The sequence below is a fragment of the Actinomyces sp. HMT897 genome, assembly GCF_016626125.1.
In the GTDB taxonomy this organism is placed as follows: Bacteria; Actinomycetota; Actinomycetes; order Actinomycetales; family Actinomycetaceae; genus Actinomyces.
In genome coordinates this window covers 908,670-928,867 of the sequence record NZ_CP067336.1, presented here as the reverse complement: position 1 = coordinate 928,867, position 20,198 = coordinate 908,670, and the positions used below count along the sequence as shown (strand labels likewise).

Sequence of the window (20,198 nt, the reverse complement as noted above, 5' to 3'; positions counted from 1 at the left end):
TAGCCGGCTACGCTCAGCCCGGCCCCTGGGGTGCCTCCAGCCTGGTCGGGGGCGGGCAGGAGGAGACCGGGGCCGTGGCGCTGGTGTGCGCGGGCCGGTGTCCCGGGACCGGCCGGTCCCCACAGCGCCCTGGTGGCGTCGACCCGGTGGCGTCGCGGGCGCGCGCCCGGGATACTGGCCCCGTGAACGCTCCTGGTACGCCCGCCACCGCGGGTGCCTCCACGCCCCTGGGGGCGGGTCCTGGCGACCTTGGTGCTGACCCCCCGGGGCGTCCGGGCCCCGACGAACCGGGACCGAGGGCCCGTCAGGACTCCCTGGTCGCCCGGTTCCTGCGCTACAGCGCCGTTCCCAGCCAGTCCGACGCGGGCGCCACCACGGTCCCCTCCTCGCCCGGGCAGCGTGAGCTGGCCGAGCTCCTGGCCGCCGAGCTGCGGGCGGCCGGCGCCGCCGACGTGCACCTGTCGGCGACATCGGTCCTCACGGCCCGGGTCCCCGCCAGCCTGCCACCCGGCCACGCACCGGTGCCCCCGGTGGGCTTCTGCGTCCACCTCGACACCGCCGACGCCGGGCTGAGCCCGCGGGTGCGTGCCCGCGTCATTGACTACGTCGGCGGGGACGTGCGCCTGAGCGAGCCCTGGGACGAGGGTGAGGAGGACCCCGACGCCGTCTGGCTGCGCGTGAGCGAGCACCCGGAGGTCGGGCGCTACACCGGGGACCGCCTGCTGGTCACCGACGGCACCAGCGTGCTGGGAGCGGACGACAAGGCCGCCGTCGCCACGGTCATGGAGGCGCTCACCGACGTCCTGGCCGACCCCGGGATCCCCCACGGCGAGGTCTACCTGGCGGCCGTGCCCGACGAGGAGATCGGCCTGCGGGGCGTGCGCACCCTGGACCTGGGACGCTTCCCGGTCCGCTACGCCTGGACCCTGGACTGCTGCGGGCTGGGGGAGGTGTGCTGGCAGACCTTCAACGCCGCCGCCGTCACGGTCCGGATCCGGGGCGTGTGCGCCCACCCCATGAGCGCCAAGGGCGTCCTGGTCAACCCCCTCCTGGTGGCCCACGACGTCGTGGCCCGGCTCGACCGCACCCGGACCCCCGAGTGCACCGAGGGGACCGAGGGCTTCACCTGGGCGCAGGAGATGACGGCGGACCCCTCCACCGCCACCCTGGGGCTCATTGTCCGTGACCACGACCTGACCCGCTTCCACGGGCGCGTCCAGGAGGTGCTCGACGTCGTGGACCAGGTCCGCGCCCTGCACCCGCGCGCCCGCCTCGAGGTGGAGGTCGAGGACACCTACGGCAATATCGCCGACGCCCTCACCCCGGCCAACCGCGCCGGGATCGACCTGGTCCTGGGCGCGATGGACGCCCTGGGCATCACCCCCAGGCCCGTGGCCATGCGCGGGGGCACGGACGGCTCCTGGCTGTCCCGTCAGGGGATCCTCACCCCGAACGTCTTCACGGGGGCCCACAACTTCCACTCCGCCTGCGAGTTCCTGCCCCTGTCCAGCTTTGAGCGCAGCCACGCGCTGGTCCGCACGCTCATGACCCTGGTCGCGCGGCAGGCGGCGCGGCAGGCCCCGTGAGCGAGCCCGAGGCCGCCGCGGCGGTCCTCGCGGCCCTGGGCCGGGTGGCTGCTCAGCGGTAGTTGACGAACTGGAGGGGGGCGTCCACGTCCAGGTCCTTGAGCAGGGCGATAACAGCCTGGAGCTCGTCACGGGACTTGGAGGACACGCGCACCTCCTCACCCTGGATGGTGGCCTTGACCCCCTTGGGGCCCCGGTCCCGGACGGCCTTGGTCACCTGCTTGGCCACCTCCTGGCTCAGCCCCTCCCGCAGTGGGCAGACCAGCCGGTAGATCTTGCCGCTGAGCCTGGGCTCGCGGTCGCCCAGGTCCAGGGCCTTCAGGGAGACGCCGCGGCGGAAGAGCCGGGACTCCAGCACGTCCAGGACGGCCAGGACCCGCTCGGGGGAGTTTGCCTCCAGGGTGATGACGTCACCGGACAGGTGGACCGCGGCGCCCACGCCCCGGAAGTCGTAGCGCTGGGAGATCTCCTTGGCGGTCTGGTTGACGGCGTTGTCCACCTCCTGGCGGTCGAGCCGGGAGACGACGTCGAAGGACGAGACAGAGGCCATGGCGGGGATCCTTTCGGGTCAGGGTGGTCCTGGGAGGGTACCGGTTGCCGGGGGCAGGCGGGGGAGGCGGCCGGGCGCGCCGGGCCAGATACCGGGTCTGAGAACGTCCGGGACGGTGTGAGAAGGCTCCCAGGGCCCTGGGTGGCGTACTCAGCTGGCAGCTTGCTATTCTTCCACGGCACCAGGCGCGAGACTCGTGGGGCTCGCGCACGGTCATGGCGGGTTGCCCGAGCGGCCAATGGGAGCTGACTGTAAATCAGCCGCGCAAGCTACGGGGGTTCGAATCCCTCACCCGCCACCATGACGGCCCCGGCCGTCAGAGGCCTCTCTTCAAGGGAGGTCCCCGCAGTGAGTGAGAACACTGTAGGACGTAGTTGCGCCAGCGACGACGGTCCGGCTAGAGTTCCGCTCGTTGCCCCGATAGCTCAGTCGGCAGAGCGTCTCCATGGTAAGGAGAAGGTCAAGGGTTCGATTCCCTTTCGGGGCTCTGGTACGGCGGGGCCCAGGACGGCCCCTCTTGTGTCTATGGCGAGGTAGCTCAGCTGGTTAGAGCGCACGACTCATAATCGTGAGGTCGAGGGTTCGAGTCCCTCCCCCGCTACGCAAGGCAGCTTCGAGCTGCTCGAGGATCAGTGAGAGGAGACCGACGTGGCTTCCAAGTCCAGCGACGTCCGCCCCAAGATCACTCTGGCCTGCTCGGAGTGCAAGGAGCGTAACTACATTACCAAGAAGAACCGTCGCAACACACCCGACCGCCTGGCGCTGTCCAAGTTCTGCGCCCGCTGCGGCAGGCACACCGAGCACCGCGAGACCCGCTGAGCACCCGACAGCCTGCCATGGGCGCTACCAGCCCCGCTGACGCGCAGTCAGCGGGGTTCCTCATTGCCCGCGGGGCGACGGGGCCAAGGGGGCCGCAGCCGTCTGACGGCGAGCCGCCGCGCCGCCTGGCCTCCTCCGTGCTGACGGCCTCCTCCGTGCTGACGGCCGCGGTCCGGGCCGTGGACGCGGTGAGGGAGGCGGTGGGGCCCAGGGCCTGGGACGGCCTGGTGCACCGGGGGTGCTCCGTGGGGGCGCGCGGGGCCAGCCCGGCTGCGGCCCCGCTGCTCCTACGCGCTGAGCGGGGCGGGTGGGAGCTCCTCCGCGCCCAGGTCGTGGTGCACGGCCAGCTGGTCACCCACGAGCTCGCCCGCCTGGTGGGGGAGGCCCCCGTGCCAGCCGTCCCCGTCCCAGCCGCCCCCGCGCCGTCGGGCCAGGAGGTGCCGGAGGGCGCACGGACCTGGTTCCTCGGGGCGCAGGACGTGGCCGACTGGGCCGCGTTGAGCGGGGACCGCAACGTCGTCCACCGGGTTCCCGGCGCCGCCCGGGCCGCCGGGCTGGCGGTCGGGGAGGGGGCGGTCGTCGCCCACGGCATGTGCCTGGCGGCCGTCGCCCTGGGCCTGCGGGGGGCGGAGCCACGTGGCGTGCGCCTGCGTTTCCTGGCCCCTTGCGCCGTGACGGGCGACGCCGTCGTGCCCCTGTGGTGGGAGGAGACGACCGGCCTCCTGCGCTCCCCTCAGGGCCCCCACCTGCGGCTCCTCGCCCGGGGCGCGTGATCCTTAAAGCCCGCTGGCGGATCTAGCGGGCGCTAAGGTGCTCCGGTGACCGCCTCCATTGACGCGTTCCCCGACGGCGCCCCCGCGGCCCCCCTCCCCCGTGTGGACGGCGGCTTCCGGACCGTCCTGGCGGACCCGCCGTGGCGCTTCGCCAACCGCACCGGCAAGGTCGCCCCTGAGCACCGGCGCCTGGACCGCTACAGCACCATGGACCTGGAGGCGATCAAGGCGCTCCCGGTCGGTGAGGTCACCGCCAGGGACGCGCACCTCTACCTGTGGGTACCCAACGCCCTCCTGCCGGAGGGCATGGCCGTCCTGGAGGCGTGGGGCTTCCGCTACGTCTCCAACATTATCTGGGCCAAGCGCCGCAAGGACGGCGGGCCGGACGGGCGCGGTGTCGGCTTCTACTTCCGCAATGTGACAGAGCCCATCCTCTTTGGGGTCAAGGGCTCCATGCGCACCCTCCCCCCGGCACGCTCCACCGTGAACATGATCGAGACCAGGAAGCGCGAGCACTCGCGCAAGCCCGACGAGCAGTACGACCTCATTGAGTCCTGCTCCCCAGGCCCCTACCTGGAGATGTTCGCCCGCTACGCCCGTGAGGGGTGGACCGCCTGGGGCAGTGAGGCCGACGCCGGGACCGAGCCCCAGGGCAGGGCCCGGAGGGGCTACGAGGGCGGGCAGATCGAGCGCGTCCCCTACCTCTCCCCTCACGGGCGGATGAGCGACTGGCTCGCGGACCGTCTGGCCTCCGTCCTGGCGGACGAGTACGCGCGTGGCGCCTCCGTCCGGCAGCTCGCCGAGAAGACGGGCTACCCCGTGTCCCGTGTCCGTGCTCTTCTCAAGCGGGGGGGAGCGGAGCTGCGGGGCCGCGGCCGCCCCCGGGCCGCCCTCTAGGTGCCCGTCGGGAGCGTGGACAGGGCCGAGCCTGCTGCGCCAGCTCCAGGCGTCCGACCCCTCCCCGGGGAGCGACAGGCCCCGGTCCGGTTCCGGGCGGCTCGTGGCCGGCCCCCTCCCCGGGGAGCGACGGTACCCGTGTCAGTGCGCGGTGCCGGCTGAGACCGTGCCCCCTCCCCGGGGAGCGACAGGCCAGCCGCGCGGCCCCATAGGGCTCAGGACCTTGGACCCTCCTCCGGGAGGTCGCGGACAGGGACCTCCCACAGGCTGGTCCACACCACCCCCAGGTCGGCCAGGAGGAGGCGCAGCAGCGGCAGGGACACACCGACCACCCCGTGCGGGTCCCCCTCGACCCCCTCGACGAAGGCGCCGCCGAGCCCGTCGAGGGTGAACCCGCCCGCGCACCCCAGGGGCTCGCCGGTGGCGACGTAGGCCTCGATCTCCGCCTCGCTGGGGGAGGCGAAGCGGACCACGGTGCTGGAGACCCCGTGGCGCTCCCGGCCGTCGTCGGTGCGTATGAGCGTGTGACCGGTGTGGAGCGTGGCGCGGCGTCCCCGCAGGGCGGCCCAGCGCTCGCGGGCCCGCCGGGCGGTCAGGGGCTTGCCGATGACCTCCTCGCCGACCTGGAGCATGGAGTCGCAGCCCAGGACGGCGCAGGCCTCGTGCGCCTCGGTGCGCGAGGCGACCTCACGTGCCTTGGCGGCGGCCAGGGCCTGGACCTGCTCGGCCGGCGTGGGGCGGGGCAGGCCCGCCTGGGCGCGGGAGCGGGCCAGGTCCTCCAGGACGGTGGGCTCGTCCACCGTCGAGACACGTACCAGCGGCACCACCCCGGCGGCGCGCAGGGTGGAGAGTCGACCTGAGGAGGCGGAGGCCAGGCAGAGCGGTAGCACCCCACCAGCGTAGTGTCAGGCCATGACCTCCCAGCCCGCGCCGAGCCCGGACGCCCCGCCCCGCCTGGTCACCGTGGGGACCACCGGATCGACCAACACCGACCTGCGCCGGGCCCTGACCGCGGCGGACGGCCACCTGGACGTGGCGGCCGCCCGCGCCTGGCCGCACCTGTCCGCCCTGCGGGCCGTGGCCCAGAGCGCCGGCCGCGGCCGGGGCGACCACGTGTGGACCACCCCGCCCACGGGCGCCCTCCTGGTCTCCTTCGTGCTGCGTCCCCTCGTGCCCCTGGCCCACCTGGGCTGGCTGCCGCTGGTGGCGGGCCTGGCCGTGCGTGACGTCGTCGCCGCCCGGGCCCGTATCTGGCAGGTGGGAACCAAGTGGCCCAACGACGTCGTGGTGGCCCCCCGGGACGGTAGCCTGCCCGACGTGCCCGGCTGGGGGGGCCTGCGCAAGGTCGGGGGCCTGCTGACCGAGGTGGTGCTGCCCTCCCCCCGCCTGGAGGGGGCTGCCACGCAGCGCCGCGCCCCGGCCCGGCGTGACACCGCCTGCGCGGTCGTCGTGGGCGTCGGCCTGAACGTGTGCCAGGACGACGCCGACCTGCCGGTGCCCTGGGCGGCCTCGCTGCGGACCATGGGCCTGGAGGCCACGGTGGACGGGCTCCTGACGGACGTGACCCGGGCCCTGGGCCAGGCGGTGGGCACCTGGGAGGCCGCAGGCGGTGACCTGACGGCACCGACGGCCGGGGGCCGGCAGCTGGGCGCCCGGCTGCGTCAGACGTGCACCACCCTGGGGCGCCGGGTGCGGGTCCAGGCGCCGGGCGGGGAGGTCGTGGGCACCGCCGTGGACCTCCGCCCCGGACTGGTCGTGACGGACGCCTCCGGGCAGGAGCACGTCCTGAGCGCTGGTGATGTTAGTCACGTCCGATACCCGGTGGCCTGAGCCGGGCACAGGCTGCGGTGGCGGCGGTCCCGGCCGATTGGGCCACCGCACACATATGAGATGTGTCACCTGCCTTTGAAAGATCAGACATCGGACCAGTCGGACAGTGCCCGCTCAAGGTGTGATGAGGGATACATAGAGGCTAGACTGGCGTGGTGATGAACCAACACGCAGCCGATGACTCAGGACGGTGCACGGGCCGTCCCGAATCCGTCTCTGCGTCGGACGCCGTCAGGGCGCCGGGCCCCGCCGTGGGCGGCTTCGGGCCCCCGGGGCCCGCGTCGGACGCCGCCGGGACGCCGGGCCCCGGCCTGGACGGGGTGGTCGGGGCGGGCCAGGAGGCGCGGTGGGCCACCGTGGCCGGCCACAGCCGCCACCTGCTGGGGGAGGACCCCCACCTCACCCTCGCCCAGATGGCCGAGCACGCCGGGGTGGACGTCACCGCCGCCAGGCACTTCTGGCGGGCCATGGGGTTCGCCGACGCCAGCGCGGACACCACCTGCTTCACCCGGGCCGACGCTGACGCCCTGAGCCTGGTCGAGGAGCTCCACCGGGGCTCCGGCCTGCGCTCCGCCACGCTCATGGAGCTCCTGCGGGCCCAGTCCTACACCATGGACCGCCTGGTGCTGTGGGAGCTGGAGTCCCTGGTGGCCGACGTCGCCGACCGCTACGGCCTGGACGACACCTCCGCGCGCCTGGTCGCCCTGGACCAGGTGGGCGGGCTCATTGACACCCTGGGCCAGCAGCTCACCTACGTGTGGGGCCGTCACCTGGCGGCCCTCCTGGAGCGCACCGGCTCCGAGGTCGCCCAGCGCGGCCGCGAGGAGGCCGGCCCGGACCTCTACCCGCTCATACGCTCCCTGGGCTTCGTGGACATCGTCTCCTTCACCCAGCGCGCCCAGGGCATGGGGCGGGCCGAGCTGTCGGCCATGATCAACGACTTCGAGTCCACCGCCCGGGACGTCATCACCTCCCGCGGCGCCCGGGTGGTCAAGACCATTGGCGACGCCGTCATGTACATCTCCGAGGACCTGGAGGTGGCCGCCGACGTGGTCACCGCGCTGGTCGAGGAGCTCCAGTCCGGGCCGGACATGATGCTGGTACGCGCCAGCCTGGTCTCCGGGCGGGTCGTCTCCCGCTCCGGGGACGTCTTCGGCCCCACCGTCAACCTGGCCTCCCGCCTGGTGAGCACCGCCGAGCCCGGGGGGATCCGCATGGACGAGTCCACGGCCCGCGCCCTGCGTGACAGCGCCTCCGCCGGCCTGTACGAGATACGGCAGTGCCACGACGTCGTCGCCAAGGGCCTGGGCACGGTCACCCCCTGGTCGCTCAGGCGGCGCTGAGGGCGGGGCAGGGCGGCCAGGACGCCGTGGCACCCGCCGCGGTGGCCGCCCCGCCGGCGGGCGGCCGGTGGCGTGGGCCCCGGGCGCTGCTCTCCTCCTGGAGGATGATGACGCCGGGCGCTCGCCTCGCTTAGTATCGTCAGGGTGACCACTGTGCTTCTTGTTGAGGACGACCCCGCGATCTCCGAGCCCCTCGCCCGCGCCTTCGGGCGTGAGGGGTACCAGGTCCGCGCCCACGGCACCGGCACCGGTGCCCTCGCCGAGGTCCAGGACGCCGACATTATCGTCCTGGACCTGGGACTACCTGATATGGACGGGCTCGACGTGGCCCGTCAGGTCCGGGCCCAGGGCCTGGCCACCCCCATCCTCATGCTCACCGCCCGCAGCGAGGAGACCGACCTCGTCGTCGGGCTGGACGCCGGGGCGGACGACTACGTCACCAAGCCCTTCCGCCTGGCCGAGCTGCTCGCCCGCGTCCGGGCCCAGGTACGGCGGGCCTCCGGCGAGGTGGCCGAGGACTCCCTGAGCGTGGGGGGCGTCCGGGTGGACGTGGCCAGCCGACGCGCCTTCGTGGGCAGCCGCGAGCTCCAGCTGACCATCCGGGAGTTCGAGCTCCTGCGGGTCCTGGTGCGCGGCGCCTCCCTGGGGGGCGGGGCGGTGGCCGCGGACGACATACTCAAGGAGGTCTGGGGCGAGGACCCCACCGGGACCCGCCAGACCCTGGAGATGCACGTCACCTGGCTACGCCGCAAGCTCGGGGACGACGTCGACGCCCCCGCCCTGCTGGTGGCCGACGGTGAGGGCTACCGTCTCACGGCCGCCTGAGGCCGTCGGGACCGGGCGTGGCCGTCAGGAGGTGTCATGCGTCGTCGAGCCATGGAGATGACCATGGTCACGGTCCTCGTGGCCGTCGGCCTGCTGGGGATCCCCCTGGGCGGGGTGTGGGTCGTCCTGGCCATGCGCACCACCGCCGGCGCCGAGGACCGCCTGCAGGTGGTCCTCATGGTCGTGGCCACCCTCCTGGTGCTGACCGCGGTGGCCCTGGTAGCCGCCTTCGTGGTGGCCGCCAAGGTCTCACGGCGTATCTCCGCGCCCCTGATCTACCTGGCCGCCGAGGCCGAGCAGCTGGGCAGCGGCCAGGTCCGCCCCCGGCTGCGCTCCAGCGGTATCGAGGAGATCGACCTGGTCCAGGCCGAGCTCGTGCGCTCCGCCGAGCGGGTGGCCGGCCGCCTGGCGGCTGAGAGGCAGTTCGCCTCCGACGCCTCCCACCAGCTGCGCACGCCGCTGACCAGCCTCACCCTGCGCCTGGAGGAGCTGGAGCTGCTGGCCCCGGACGAGGACACCCGCGCCGAGGCCCGCGCCTGCCTGGAGCAGGTGGAACGGCTCACGGGCGTGGTGGAGGACCTGCTGAGGGTCTCGCGGCGCAAGGGCGGGGGCTCCACCGAGGCCCTGCGCCTGGAGGACCTCTTTGAGCAGCAGCGTGAGGAGTGGGGGCCCGCCTTCGAGGCGGCCGGGCGCCGCCTGACCTTCAGTGACGACGTCGGGATGCCGGTCCTGGCCACCCCCGGCTCCTTGGCCCAGGTCCTGGCCACCTGCATTGAGAACTCCCTGCGCTACGGCGGGGGCACCACCAGCGTCTCGGTGCGCAGCGCCACCGGGGGGCACGGTGTCTTTATCGACGTCGCCGACCAGGGGGAGGGGATCGACGACGACCTGGCCCCCTACGTGTTCGAGCGCTCCGTGTCCGGGCACGGCTCCACGGGGGTGGGTCTGGCCCTGGCCAAGAGCCTGGTGGAGGCCGACGGCGGACGCATTGAGCTGCGTCAGCGCCGCCCTGCCGTGTTCACCGTGCTCCTCAACGCCGTCCCCAGGTCCCTGGACCCCGACCAGGTCCTGCCCCAGGGCGCCGTGGTGAGCGTGGGCCGACGGCGCCGCTTCTGAGGGGGCCTGGCGGTGGAGCGCCGCCTTACGCGGTCTCGGAGACGCCGTCCTTGCGGGCCTTGATCTTGGCCTGGGCCCAGGCGATGATCATGGGCAGCACCGAGACGAAGACGATTGCCAGGATCATGGAGTCAATATTCTTCTGGATCCAGGTCACGGAGCCCAGGAAGAAGCCCAGGCACGTAATGAGGAACGCCCAGAACGTGGCGCCAATGATGTTGAAGATCGTGAAGTGCCGGTGGCTCATCCGGCCCACGCCCGCCATAACGGGAGTGAAGGTGCGCACGATCGGCACGAACTGGGCCAGGGTCACCGCCTTGCCCCCGTGCTTCTCGAAGAAGGCCCCCGTGCGCTCCACGTGCTCCTTCTTGAACAGGCGCGAGTCCGGCCGGTTGAAGATCGACGGTCCGGCCCGGTGGCCGATGTAGTAGCCGGTCTGGTTGCCGATGACGGCGGCGAGCCACACCGCGGGCGCGGCGACCCAGATCGGCACGCCGACGGTGCCCGCGCCCACGAACATGCCCAGGGTAAAGAGCAGGGAGTCGCCGGGCAGGAAGAAGCCGACCAGCAGGCCGGTCTCGGCGAAGACGACCAGGGCCACACCCAGGACGGCCCAGGGGCCGACCCAGCTGACGAAGCTGTTAATGATGTAGGCGGGATCCAGCCACTCGGGGCCCAGGGCGGGAAGGGGCGTCGCCGGAAGGAGGGAGTGGGCGGCGGTCAGAGCAGTCACGGCGTCACCCTAGGCGTACCGGCCCCCAGGTGCTGGGAGACGGACCACGGGCAGCCTATGGGATCGGCCACGTGGGGACCGGGGGCGGTAGGCCCGCCCCCGCCCTTGTGGGACCGGCCGGACCGGCCTGGCCCGGTGGCAGTCCCGGGCGCGGGGCCGTCACGACTGACCGACTGCGGAGTGACGCCAATCGCGCGGGCAGCCCCGGGCGCGGGGCCATTAGGCGTCGTCGGCCTGCTGCGCGTCGGCGGGGCCCGCCGGGCCGGGCTCGGGTGCGCCCCCGGTGAAGACGATGTAGTGGTAGAAGACGAAGCGGAAGGCGGTACCCAGGCCGAACCCGACGACGTAGGCGGCGATATTGTCCGCCACCGCCCCGGTGAGGTACAGGACGTGGTGGGTGAAGAAGATACAGAACTGGGTGATGAGCAGGCCGCCGACGTTGGCGAAGACGAAGAGCAGGGCCTCGCGCCCCACGTCCTGGCGCGTCCGGCCCCGGTAGGTCCACAGGCGGTTGGCCACCCAGGAGAAGACCGTCGCAGTGCTGGCGCTGACTACGTTCGCGGTGTTGGCGTGCCCGGCCAGGAGGCCCAGGGGCCCGTGCTGGAGGGCGTTGAACAGGCCCGCGTCAATGACGAAGGCGAGCGCCCCGACCAGGCCGAACTGGACGAACTCCCGTCCCAGGGCCACCAGGCGGGTACGCAGGCTCCGAGGACGTGGGGGAGGGCTCTGCTTGGTCACGGACCGATCCTAGGAGGCCGCCGACCAGGGGGGACGACGTCGTCCACGCTTTCGGGGCCTACCTCACTAATGCGAGGAGGGCCGCGGGGCCAGCGGCCTCGGGCCCTCGGCTCACGGTATCCAGGTCATCTGGACCGTACGGTCCCACACCCAGCTCACCCAGAACAGCTGCCCGACCACCCCCGCCACGAGCAGGAGCGCACGCACCCGGGTGCCGGCCCGGCCCACCGCCCACGCCGCGGGGGCCAGCGGCAGCAGGAGGCGGAAGACCGAGGACGTAGGGTCAAAGAAGACCAGGAGGTAGAGGCAGTAGGACACGCACCAGCACCAGGGGACCGCACCCAGGGACCGGACCCCCGGGGCGCTGAGCACCAGGGCCCCGGCCGCGAGCACGCCCAGCACCAGCAGCCACCCCAGGTGAGGGCCCACCCAGGTGGCGCTGCGGGCCAGCCACGGCAGGACGTCAGGGGCCGCCCCCTGGCGCCAAGCCGTCTCGGTGGCCGTGTAGGCGTCCACCCGCCCCGTGACCAGCCAGGCCGCCACCGGCCAGGCCGCCGTCGCCGTCGCCGCCCCCAGCACCAGCACCAGGAGCCTACGACGCTGCCGGGCCTCCAGGACCTCGTGGCCCGGCAGGAGGCGGGCCAAGGCCGCCCGGGGTACCGTCCCCCGGGCCTGGGCCTCCTCCATGAGCCACCACAGGCCCAGGGCGCCGGTCAGGGGCACCCCCACCGGCCGGGCCAGGGCGGCCAGGGCGACCAGGGGCAGGGCCGCCAGGAACCGCCGTCGCCCCGCCAGCCACAGGCCCGCGCAGACCAGGAGCAGCCCCAGGGACTCCCCGTAGGGCACCTGGAGGACGGCCGCGCAGGGGGAGGACCACACCAGGGCGACCGCCCACAGCGATGCCGACCCTCCCGCCCGGGGGGCGAGCCACCGGTCCAGGACCACGGCCGCCCCCGCGCTCGCGGCCAGGCAGACGACGGCGGCAAGCGGGTAGAAGCCCGCCCCGCTCCAGGTCAGCAGCCCGGTCAGCAGCGGCAGGAGGGGCATAAAGGCCCAGGCGTTCTGCTGGACCACCCCCGCCCCGTCCACGGGCAGGACGGCGGGGTAGCCCTGTCTGGCGATCCGCTCGTACCAGCCGGCGTCCCAGAAACGCAGGTGCTCGCCCCAGGAGGGCGAGGGGCCAGCCCAGGGCGTCGCCCCGGTGTCGGCGGCACCCAGGCGCAGGATGAGCAGGCTGGTCGCCGTGCAGGCGGCCCAGAGAGCCAGGACCTGCACGGTGCGGAGAGGTCGAGGAAGCACGGTGGCAGCCTACGGGGCCCGCCCGCCCCGCCGCTCCGCTTCTGTCCAGCACCCCTCCGCAAGGTCCCGGTGCTCGGGTGCCGCCGGCCGGGACCGGCAGGTAGGCTGGGGGCGTGAGCACACCGGTCGTGGCTGTTGTCGGAGGTGGGCAGCTGGCCCGCATGATGCAGGAGGAGGCCTCGGCCCTGGGGATCCACCTGCGGGCCCTGGTGGAGGCCCCTGACGGCTCCACCGCCCAGGTCACCGTGGACGCCCCCGTGGGCGCCGCCGACGACCCGGGCGCGGTCCGCCGGGTCGTGGCCGGCGCGGACGTGCTCACCTTCGAGCACGAGCACCAGGACCCCGCCCTGCTGACCGCCCTCCAGGCCGAGGGGGTCAGCGTCCAGCCCGGCCCCCAGGCCCTGCTCCTGGCCCGCGACAAGCTCGCCATGCGTCGGGCCATGAGCCGGGCGGGCCTGCCCCAGCCCGCCTGGGCGGAGGTGACCGGGAGCGCCGACCAGGTGCGTCGTGCCGTGAGGGCCTTCGCCGCCGACCACGGCTGGCCCCTGGTCCTCAAGACCCCGCGCGGCGGCTACGACGGCCACGGCGTCCTGCTGGTGCGCGACGCCGAGGACCTGGGGCGGGGCGAGGCCGCTGAGTGGATCGACGTCGTGGCCCGCGCCGGGGCCGGGCTGCCCACCACCCAGGCCGGTGGCGGCGGCAGCCTGGGCGGCGCGACGGTCACCAGCCTGCTGGTGGAGGAGGCCGTCCCCTTCACCCGTGAGCTCGCCGTGCTCCTGGCGCGCCGCCCCAGCGGGCAGACCGAGCTGTGGCCCGTGGCGCAGACCGTCCAGAGGGACGGCATGTGCGCCGAGGTCATCGCCCCCGCGCCGGGGCTGTCCGCGCAGGCGGTGGCGGAGGCGGAGAGGATCGGGCGGGCCGTGGCGGAGCACTGTGGGGTCACCGGCGTCCTGGCCGTCGAGCTCTTCTGCGTGGAGCGGCCGGGCGAGCCCGCGCGCCTGTACGTCAACGAGCTGGCCATGCGTCCCCACAACTCCGGTCACTGGACCCAGGACGGCGCCGTGACCAGCCAGTTCGCCCAGCACCTGCGTGCCGTCCTGGACCTGCCCCTGGGCTCGACCGCCCTGACGGCCCCGGCCACCGTCATGGTCAACCACATTGGCGCCCGGGTGGAGCCGGGCCCGGACGCCCTGGCCCGGGCGCTCGCGGCGGACGCGCAGGCGCACGTCCACCTCTACGGCAAGGGCTGGCGGCCCGGCCGCAAGCTCGGGCACGTCAATATCACCTGCCCCGGTACCGGTCCCGCCGACATTGAGCAGGCCCTGGCCCGGGCCCGCGCGGTGGTGGCCGCCCTCGGGGGCAGGATCTGAGACGGCGGGGAGGCACCGGTCACGGTGAGGGCGACCGGCCTGGCCGGGGGCAGGTCCTGAGACGACGGGGAGACGCGTAGGCGCTGGCAGGGGCGGCGCGTCGGACCCGCCCGTCCCCGGGTCCCGCGTACTGTGGCAGCCCCACGACCTGAAGGAATATGACATGACTAACGCAGCCCCCCTGGTCGGCATTGTGATGGGGTCGGACTCCGACTGGCCCACCATGAGTGCCGCCGCCGACGTCCTGGACGAGTTCCAGGTCCCCTACGAGGCCGACGTGGTCTCCGCCCACCGTATGCCCGACGAGATGATCAGCTACGGCCGGGGCGCCGCGGGTAGGGGGCTGCGGGTCGTGATCGCGGGCGCGGGCGGGGCCGCCCACCTGCCGGGCATGCTGGCGGCCGTCACCGAGCTGCCCGTCATCGGTGTGCCCGTGCCGCTCAGGCACCTTGACGGCATGGACTCCCTGCTCTCGATCGTGCAGATGCCCGCGGGCGTGCCCGTGGCCACGGTCTCCATTGGCGGGGCCCGCAACGCCGGCCTCCTGGCGGTCCGTGTCCTGGGGGCCGGCCAGGGCCCGCAGGCGCAGCGGCTGCGTGAGGCCATGCTCGGCTTCCAGGACAGGCTCTCCCAGGTGGCCCACGCCAAGGGGGAGGCGCTGCGCCGGCGCCGCTGCCAGGGCTGAGGCCCGTCGGCGCTACCGGGCGCGGGGCAGGGCGTCCACCCGCGCCGCCTGCGCGCCCTCTTAAGAGCGGGTCCCGGCAGGCCCGGCAGCTGGCCGCGGTGGCCCCCTGTCGTTCGGTTCTGTTCGATTCTGCTCGGATCTGGGGTTTTCGGTCACCCCGTGCGCTACGATGGGCCCATGAGCATTCTCGTTGCCGGAGGCGCCGGCTACATCGGCGCCCACGTGGTCCGACTCCTTCTTGAGCGCGGGGACGAGGTGGTCGTCGTCGACGACCTCTCCTACGGCTCCCCCAGCCGCGTCAAGGGTGCCGACGTCGTCGAGCTCGACGTCGCCTCCGGTGGGGCGGTCAAGGTCCTCACCGACCTCATGGAGTCCCGGGGCGTGAGCGCCGTCATCCACTTCGCCGCCCGTAAGCAGGTGGGGGAGTCCGTGGCCCGCCCGGCCTGGTACTACCAGCAGAACGTCGGTGGTCTGGCCAATATGATGCTGGCCATGGAGCGCGCCCGCGTGGACCAGATGATCTTCTCCTCCTCAGCGGCCGTCTACGGGATGCCCCCGGTGGACGTCGTGAACGAGGACGTCGAGTGCCACCCCATTAACCCCTACGGGGAGACCAAGCTGATCGGGGAGTGGATGATGGCGGACTCCGAGAGGGCCTGGGGCCTGCGCTGGGCCGGGCTGCGCTACTTCAACGTGGCGGGCGCCGGCTGGGACGACCTGGGTGACATGGCCACCCTCAACCTCATCCCCATGGTCATGGAGCGTCTGGCCAAGGGGGAGGCCCCCAAGATCTTTGGCACCGACTACCCCACCCCTGACGGCACCTGCGTCCGTGACTACATCCACGTGCGGGATCTGGCGACGGCGCACATTGCCGCCCTGGACTACCTCGCCAGCGGCAGGACCATGACCGAGCACGTCTTCAACGTCGGCACCGGGCAGGGGGCCTCCGTGCGCGAGGTCGTCTCCAAGGTCATTGCCGCTACCGGCCTGGACGTGGTGCCCGAGGAGCTGGACCGCCGCGCCGGGGACCCGCCCCAGCTCATCGGCGACGCCACGCGCATTGGCAAGGTGCTGGGCTGGCGGGCCGAGCACGACCTGGACGACATTGTCACCTCCTCCTACACCTCCTGGCAGGCCGACCCCGCCCGCCCGCACTTCGTCTGACCGGCCCCGCCCGCGGGGTACGTGCCCCCGACGGGCACGTACCCCGCGGGCGAGGATCCTGCGCGCCCGCGCGGGCGGGGGTCAGGAGTGGTTGAAGGAGGCCTTGGTCAGGGTCCCGTTGCGCAGGGCCTCAAAGAAGCCTGGTGCCGTGGTGTCCTTCAGCAGGACCGCGGCACCGATACCGCCGGGCTCGTAGTCCAGTGACTCGATCGGGGGCGCACCGGTCAGGCCGTCGTGCGAGGCGGAGCGGAAGGCCATGACCATGCGCGCCAGGGAGGGGACCGTGGCCTGCCGGTCCACGGTCAGCGCCTGGGTGCCGGCGTCGACCAGGGAGTCCTGCTGGAAGGGGTTGAGCAGCGTGCCGACGTTCACGGCCTTGGAGACCACCGCCGAGATGACCGCCCGCTGGCGCAGGCCGCGACCGATGTCCCCGGTGGGATCCGACTTGCGCATACGGGAGTAGGCCAGCGCCTTGGTGCCGTCCACCTCCTGGCAGGTGCCCCGGGACGTGTCCCACACCAGCCCGGAGTCCGCGTCGTCCACGTCGTAGTCCAGGCAGACCGAGATGCCGCCGACGGCGTCCACGAGCTGGGCGACCCCGTTCATACCGACCTCCACGTAGTGGTCAATGGTCAGGCCGGTGAGCTTCTCGACGGTCCTGACCGTCAGGGCCGGGCCCTCGTAGGAGTAGGCCGCGTTGATCTTGTCCTCGCCGTACCCGGGGATCTCCACGTAGGTGTCCCTGGGCAGGGTGGTCAGTGAGGCCTGCCCGTTGGGCGCCTTGTGCAGGAGCATGATCGAGTCGCTGCGCGCACCCTCGGTGTCGTCGGTCACGGCGGCGTCACGTGCGTCGGAACCCACAATGAGCCAGGTCTCACCTGGGGTGCTCGTGGCCCCGGAGAGGGCGTCGACCCTGTGGATCCTGCTGCTGACGTCGTCCACCAGCATCCAGATGCGGCCGGCCACCAGGACTAGCAGGACCGCCAGGACCAGGACGGCCCACCGCAGCGGGCGCCGCCGACGACGGGGGCGTCCTGACGTCGGTCCCCCGGGTCCGCCGGGGAACGGGGAGCCAGCAGGCAACGGGTCGCCGGGCCGAGGGTGCTGACGGGCTGGTCCTGGCGGCTGGGTATAGCCCACCTGGCCGGGCTGCCCGGGACGGACCTGGCCTGGGCGCATCCGGCTGCCGGGGGAGCCGGGCAGCAGCCGGGTCCGGTCGGGGCCCTCCGCCCCGTCCCGGGAGGACTGGCCGGGCCTGGGCGCGGCGCGTCGGTGCCCCTCGGGCCCGCCACCGGGTCCGGAGGCGGCCAGTGGCACCGCTGAGGAGCCGGAACGGGCCCGGCTGTGGGGCCCGGGGGCCGGTGCGCCGCCAGCGGGCCTGGGTGGTGAGGGAGGGCCGGACCGGGTGGGGCGGGGGGCCTGGGGTACCGGTCGCGGCTGCCGGGGGCTGCCGTCCCCTCCGGACTGCCCGCCCTCCTGACCGGGAGTCCCCGGTTGGGGGAGGCGCTGGGAGAGGGGGCGCCGGGGCGTGCTCCCCGAGCGTCCCGCGGACGCCGGCGGTGGCGCCTGGGAGGCGCCTGCCTGGTGCGCGGAGGTGCGGCGTGGAGCGGGGGCTGCTGCCTGCGGCGGGTCCTGCCTGGGCGCGGGCCGCTGACGCCTCGCACCGGGGACGAAGGAGGGCGGGATGAGTGAGTCGTCGGCGCCAGGATGGTTCGAGGGGGTCTCAGGTGTCATGCGGTGCCCCTCAGCGGCACTCGAGCGCGGGGTCCTTGGTGGGGACCGGGGCGCTCTGACCGGAAGGGGCGGGCGCCGGAGCGGGTGCGGGCGCCGGGGCACCCTGATCGGGTGTGGTCTCCTGGCCGTCAGAGGCGCTGGGCGTCGAGGGCTGGTCCGTGGGGGCGGTGGTGGAGCCGTCCGCGGAGGTGTGGGTGATCGTGCCGGGGATCGGGGCGTCCTTCCTCAGGGCCTCCCAGACCGTGCTGGCGTCGTCCGTAGGGATCACGCGGTTGTCGTCCAGGGGGTCGACCGTGTTGGGCATGGTAATGAAGTTGACGTTCTGCATCCCGATGCTGTTCATGCTCATGGCCAGCCCCGCCAGGGTGGACAGGTTGCCGATCGCGGGGTCCACGGTCAGGGACGACAAGGTGGCTGAGATAAAGTCGTACAGAGCCGGTCCCTCGGTTAGGAGGTTCTTGTTCATGGCCGCTCGCATCATGGCGGCCATGAGCTTCTGCTGGCGGCTGATACGGGAGATGTCGGAGCCGTCGCCGACGCTGTAGCGGGTCCGGGCGTAGCCGAGTGCCTGCTGCCCGTTGAGCCGCTGGCAGCCTGCGCTCAGGGAGAGGTCAGCGTTCTGGTCCTCAATGGGCTCGTCCAGGTACATGGGGACGCCGCCCAGGGCGTTGACCATGCTCTCAAAGCCCGAGAAGTCAATGACCATAAAGTTTTCAATGCGCATTCCGGTGAGGTTTGCCACCGTCCTCATGGCGCAGGCTGCGGCGTACTTGGTGTCAGCAGGGTTGCTGCTGCTGTTGGCGCCGGTAGAGAAGGCCGAGTTGAACATGGCGTAGCTCTGCGCCTCGCTCTTGCTCCCGTCGGGCAGCTTGCAGGAGGGGATGGCGAGCATGGTGTCGCGGGGTATTGAGACGACGTCAATGCGCTTGCGGTCCGCCGAGAGGTGGAAGATCACGGTGGTGTCGGAGCGCATCCCCTCGGTGCCGTCGTCGTACTCGCCTTCCCTGCGGACGTCCGAGCCCATAATGAGGATATTGACGGGCCTGCCGTCAAAGTCGTCAACGGGGTGCGAGGGCGCGGCGGTCGGGTCGTCCACCAGCAGCGTGGTGACGTCCTGCCTGTCGATCTGGGAGTTGAGCTGGTTGTACACCCCGTAGGCCGCGGAGGTCAGGAACAGCGCGATGGCGAGGAGGGACAGGCCGAACCGTCGGCCGATGTGCCGGCTGAGGTCCTTGGTGGAGTGGCGCGCGCGCGACATGGGAGACGGTGGCATGGACACGATCATACGGAACCCGGCGCCGGTGCGTACACTAGGGCCCAGAGTTTGAGAGCCTGCCCACGTCATAGTCCCTGGCATGTTTGATGACGTGAGACCTAAGAGATAATCTAAGGTTATTAGAAGTACTGATTGATCATGTCAACGAGGTCCATCCCGTAGTGGCGGGCGGCCGCCCAGCCTGCGCGGGAGGGGTTCTCCTGGATGCCGAGGTACTGAACGTAGGAGGCTGACCCCTTGCGCACGTAGGCGAACCTCGGATCGACGACGGCGTGGGCCAGGGCGCCCGGGGTCACCTGGGGGTCGGCGTAGGCACGCAGGTGCTGGACCTGGGCGCGCAGGCCGGTGCGTACGTCGGGGAACCAGTTGCCAGCCGCCCCGCCACCGGTGGCGCCAATGCCACCGAAGTTGAACTGCTCGACGGCGACATCACCGGTGAACTGGAGCCACCCTGTCTCCTTCATCACCTGAGCGAAGAGCAGCTCGGGGCTGACCCCCTCGGCGACCGCCTCGTCGTAGACCATGGCGAAGAACTCCTGGGGCGTACCCGCCCCTCCGGCTGTGAGGGCCCATGCGGGGTAGGAGCAGCCCGAGGCCGCGTAGGCCGAGGTCATGGTGGCGATCAGGACGTCCCTGGAGGCTGTCGGGGCGGTCATGACCGGGCGCAGGGTCTGGGACGCGGTGGCTACGCCGTCGACGTAGCGGGTGTAGGTCCACCCGTCCAGGACCCAGCCGTTGAGGTAGCCGGTCCACGCCCCGCTGCTGGTGAAGCCGGACCACTGCCCCTGGATCTGGACGGTTCCCGTGACCATGGCCCCTGAGGCTCCCAGCCAGTACCAGGAGCCGTTGCTGGGCAGCCAGCCGGTGACCATGGCACCGGTGGAGTCCAGGAAGTACCACTGCGAGCCGATCTGGAGCCAGCCGGTGACCATGGCCCCCGAGGCTCCCAGGTAGTACCAGGAGCCGCCGCTGGGCAGCCAGCCGGTAACCATGGCGCCGGTGGAGTCCAGGTAGTACCACGATCCTGAGTCCTGTACCCAGCCCGTGGCACTGGCGCCGTCCGGGGTCCGGTAGTACCACCGGCCGCCGGAGGCCACCCAGGTGCCGCGGGACAGGGAGGCGGGATCCGCCTGCCCGTGGCCGTCCTGCCCGGTCGCAGCGACCTGGTCGGAGCCCGCGGCCGAGCGGACTACCGCGGGAACGGCAGGCACCTCCTGCGCCCAGGCCCCGGAGGAGCCCGGGACGACAAGGCCTGCGAGGACCGCAGGCACCACGAGCGCGGGGCGCAGGTATCGAGGAACGGTCACAAAGGACTCCTTCGGGCGGCACTGCACGCACGTGCGCCGACTTGGGGAACACGTGCCGGTGCGACTGACGGGATTCACGGCGCATCCTAGCCGTCGGCCTACTGGCCCGCGAGGACGGCCTATACTGTGCCCGCACCGACGCTCAGCCCA

The 20,198-nt window shown here is 72.7% G+C and carries 19 protein-coding genes and 3 tRNA genes; 14 read left to right on the top strand and 8 right to left on the bottom strand.

The genetic code is table 11. The features are described 5' to 3' along the window. Positions 1–182 precede the first annotated feature (182 nt). Entirely contained in the window at positions 183–1,586 is a 1,404-nt protein-coding gene (locus JJJ15_RS03800; protein WP_246742144.1) for a peptidase T, read from the top strand. Positions 1,587–1,638: 52 nt separating this feature from the next. Here JJJ15_RS03800 and JJJ15_RS03795 read toward each other — a convergent pair whose 3' ends face one another. Next, complete coding sequence (locus JJJ15_RS03795; protein WP_106109543.1) at positions 1,639–2,136, bottom strand: YajQ family cyclic di-GMP-binding protein; 498 nt, start codon at positions 2,134–2,136, stop codon at positions 1,639–1,641. 217 nt (positions 2,137–2,353) lie between these two features. Between JJJ15_RS03795 and JJJ15_RS03790 the strand changes: the two genes are divergently transcribed. From JJJ15_RS03790 to JJJ15_RS03765, 6 genes are all read left to right on the top strand, one after another. Beyond that, positions 2,354–2,437 (top strand) — tRNA-Tyr (locus JJJ15_RS03790). Positions 2,438–2,550: 113 nt separating this feature from the next. After that, a tRNA-Thr gene (locus JJJ15_RS03785) sits at positions 2,551–2,623 on the top strand. 40 nt (positions 2,624–2,663) lie between these two features. Continuing rightward, positions 2,664–2,737 (top strand) — tRNA-Met (locus tag JJJ15_RS03780). A 47-nt stretch (positions 2,738–2,784) separates the two neighbouring features. After that, on the top strand, positions 2,785–2,955 hold the full coding sequence (gene rpmG / locus JJJ15_RS03775) for a 50S ribosomal protein L33 (protein WP_106109542.1): 171 nt from the start codon (positions 2,785–2,787) through the stop codon (positions 2,953–2,955). 17 nt (positions 2,956–2,972) lie between these two features. Continuing rightward, on the top strand, positions 2,973–3,728 hold the full coding sequence (locus JJJ15_RS03770) for a MaoC family dehydratase (RefSeq protein WP_200511498.1): 756 nt from the start codon (positions 2,973–2,975) through the stop codon (positions 3,726–3,728). Positions 3,729–3,773: 45 nt separating this feature from the next. Continuing rightward, the gene (locus JJJ15_RS03765) at positions 3,774–4,625 is read left to right on the top strand and encodes an MT-A70 family methyltransferase (protein ID WP_246742143.1); all 852 of its coding nucleotides are present in this window, start codon (positions 3,774–3,776) and stop codon (positions 4,623–4,625) included. Between the two features lie 215 nt (positions 4,626–4,840). Here the strand turns inward: JJJ15_RS03765 and JJJ15_RS03760 are convergent, their stop codons facing one another. Next, positions 4,841–5,515 carry a nucleoside triphosphate pyrophosphatase gene (locus JJJ15_RS03760; protein WP_200511497.1) on the bottom strand — a complete coding sequence of 225 codons (675 nt, stop codon included), beginning with the start codon at positions 5,513–5,515 and terminating at the stop codon, positions 4,841–4,843. A 22-nt stretch (positions 5,516–5,537) separates the two neighbouring features. Between JJJ15_RS03760 and JJJ15_RS03755 the strand changes: the two genes are divergently transcribed. The 4 genes from JJJ15_RS03755 to JJJ15_RS03740 all read left to right on the top strand — a co-directional run bounded on the left by JJJ15_RS03755 (position 5,538) and on the right by JJJ15_RS03740 (position 9,739). Continuing rightward, positions 5,538–6,455 carry a biotin--[acetyl-CoA-carboxylase] ligase gene (locus JJJ15_RS03755; protein ID WP_200511496.1) on the top strand — a complete coding sequence of 306 codons (918 nt, stop codon included), beginning with the start codon at positions 5,538–5,540 and terminating at the stop codon, positions 6,453–6,455. Positions 6,456–6,613: 158 nt separating this feature from the next. Beyond that, a complete protein-coding gene (locus JJJ15_RS03750) occupies positions 6,614–7,798 on the top strand; it encodes an adenylate/guanylate cyclase domain-containing protein (protein ID WP_200511495.1) in 1,185 nt (394 codons plus the stop codon). A 144-nt stretch (positions 7,799–7,942) separates the two neighbouring features. Beyond that, positions 7,943–8,623: a response regulator transcription factor gene (locus JJJ15_RS03745; RefSeq protein WP_106109537.1), complete on the top strand. Its 681-nt coding sequence runs from the start codon at positions 7,943–7,945 to the stop codon at positions 8,621–8,623. A 36-nt stretch (positions 8,624–8,659) separates the two neighbouring features. Next, positions 8,660–9,739, top strand: a complete 1,080-nt coding sequence (locus JJJ15_RS03740; RefSeq protein WP_106109536.1) for a HAMP domain-containing sensor histidine kinase — start codon at positions 8,660–8,662, stop codon at positions 9,737–9,739. Positions 9,740–9,764: 25 nt separating this feature from the next. Here the strand turns inward: JJJ15_RS03740 and JJJ15_RS03735 are convergent, their stop codons facing one another. The 3 genes from JJJ15_RS03735 to JJJ15_RS03725 all read right to left on the bottom strand — a co-directional run bounded on the left by JJJ15_RS03735 (position 9,765) and on the right by JJJ15_RS03725 (position 12,509). Further along, positions 9,765–10,472 (bottom strand): VTT domain-containing protein, encoded by a 708-nt coding sequence (locus JJJ15_RS03735; RefSeq protein ID WP_106109535.1) that lies wholly within the window; start codon positions 10,470–10,472, stop codon positions 9,765–9,767. 219 nt (positions 10,473–10,691) lie between these two features. Beyond that, a complete protein-coding gene (locus JJJ15_RS03730) occupies positions 10,692–11,210 on the bottom strand; it encodes a GtrA family protein (protein WP_106109534.1) in 519 nt (172 codons plus the stop codon). Between the two features lie 111 nt (positions 11,211–11,321). After that, positions 11,322–12,509, bottom strand: a complete 1,188-nt coding sequence (locus JJJ15_RS03725) for a hypothetical protein (protein WP_246742142.1) — start codon at positions 12,507–12,509, stop codon at positions 11,322–11,324. Between the two features lie 113 nt (positions 12,510–12,622). Between JJJ15_RS03725 and JJJ15_RS03720 the strand changes: the two genes are divergently transcribed. From JJJ15_RS03720 to galE, 3 genes are all read left to right on the top strand, one after another. Further along, positions 12,623–13,879, top strand: a complete 1,257-nt coding sequence (locus JJJ15_RS03720) for a 5-(carboxyamino)imidazole ribonucleotide synthase (protein WP_200511494.1) — start codon at positions 12,623–12,625, stop codon at positions 13,877–13,879. Positions 13,880–14,042: 163 nt separating this feature from the next. Further along, positions 14,043–14,564: a 5-(carboxyamino)imidazole ribonucleotide mutase gene (gene purE / locus JJJ15_RS03715; RefSeq protein ID WP_200511493.1), complete on the top strand. Its 522-nt coding sequence runs from the start codon at positions 14,043–14,045 to the stop codon at positions 14,562–14,564. Positions 14,565–14,741: 177 nt separating this feature from the next. Continuing rightward, positions 14,742–15,731, top strand: coding sequence for a UDP-glucose 4-epimerase GalE (gene galE / locus JJJ15_RS03710; protein ID WP_106109530.1), 990 nt, complete (start codon positions 14,742–14,744; stop codon positions 15,729–15,731). Between the two features lie 81 nt (positions 15,732–15,812). Here galE and JJJ15_RS03705 read toward each other — a convergent pair whose 3' ends face one another. From JJJ15_RS03705 to JJJ15_RS03695, 3 genes are all read right to left on the bottom strand, one after another. Continuing rightward, the gene (locus JJJ15_RS03705) at positions 15,813–17,465 is read right to left on the bottom strand and encodes an LCP family protein (protein ID WP_200511492.1); all 1,653 of its coding nucleotides are present in this window, start codon (positions 17,463–17,465) and stop codon (positions 15,813–15,815) included. Between the two features lie 10 nt (positions 17,466–17,475). Further along, positions 17,476–18,738 carry an LCP family protein gene (locus JJJ15_RS03700; RefSeq protein ID WP_200511491.1) on the bottom strand — a complete coding sequence of 421 codons (1,263 nt, stop codon included), beginning with the start codon at positions 18,736–18,738 and terminating at the stop codon, positions 17,476–17,478. A 122-nt stretch (positions 18,739–18,860) separates the two neighbouring features. After that, on the bottom strand, positions 18,861–20,048 hold the full coding sequence (locus JJJ15_RS03695) for a glucosaminidase domain-containing protein (RefSeq protein ID WP_348641490.1): 1,188 nt from the start codon (positions 20,046–20,048) through the stop codon (positions 18,861–18,863). Positions 20,049–20,198 lie beyond the last annotated feature (150 nt).

What these genes read in the sequence shown, in the direction of transcription:
- JJJ15_RS03795 (WP_106109543.1), bottom strand. Translation starts at nt 2,136, where the DNA reads ATGGCCTCTGTCTCGTCCTTCGACGTCGTCTCCCGGCTCGACCGCCAG.
- JJJ15_RS03770 (WP_200511498.1), top strand. Translation starts at nt 2,973, where the DNA reads ATGGGCGCTACCAGCCCCGCTGACGCGCAGTCAGCGGGGTTCCTCATT.
- JJJ15_RS03755 (WP_200511496.1), top strand. Translation starts at nt 5,538, where the DNA reads ATGACCTCCCAGCCCGCGCCGAGCCCGGACGCCCCGCCCCGCCTGGTC.
- JJJ15_RS03750 (WP_200511495.1), top strand. Translation starts at nt 6,614, where the DNA reads ATGAACCAACACGCAGCCGATGACTCAGGACGGTGCACGGGCCGTCCC.
- JJJ15_RS03740 (WP_106109536.1), top strand. Translation starts at nt 8,660, where the DNA reads ATGCGTCGTCGAGCCATGGAGATGACCATGGTCACGGTCCTCGTGGCC.
- purE (WP_200511493.1), top strand. Translation starts at nt 14,043, where the DNA reads ATGACTAACGCAGCCCCCCTGGTCGGCATTGTGATGGGGTCGGACTCC.
- galE (WP_106109530.1), top strand. Translation starts at nt 14,742, where the DNA reads ATGAGCATTCTCGTTGCCGGAGGCGCCGGCTACATCGGCGCCCACGTG.
- JJJ15_RS03705 (WP_200511492.1), bottom strand. Translation starts at nt 17,465, where the DNA reads ATGACACCTGAGACCCCCTCGAACCATCCTGGCGCCGACGACTCACTC.
- JJJ15_RS03700 (WP_200511491.1), bottom strand. Translation starts at nt 18,738, where the DNA reads ATGCCACCGTCTCCCATGTCGCGCGCGCGCCACTCCACCAAGGACCTC.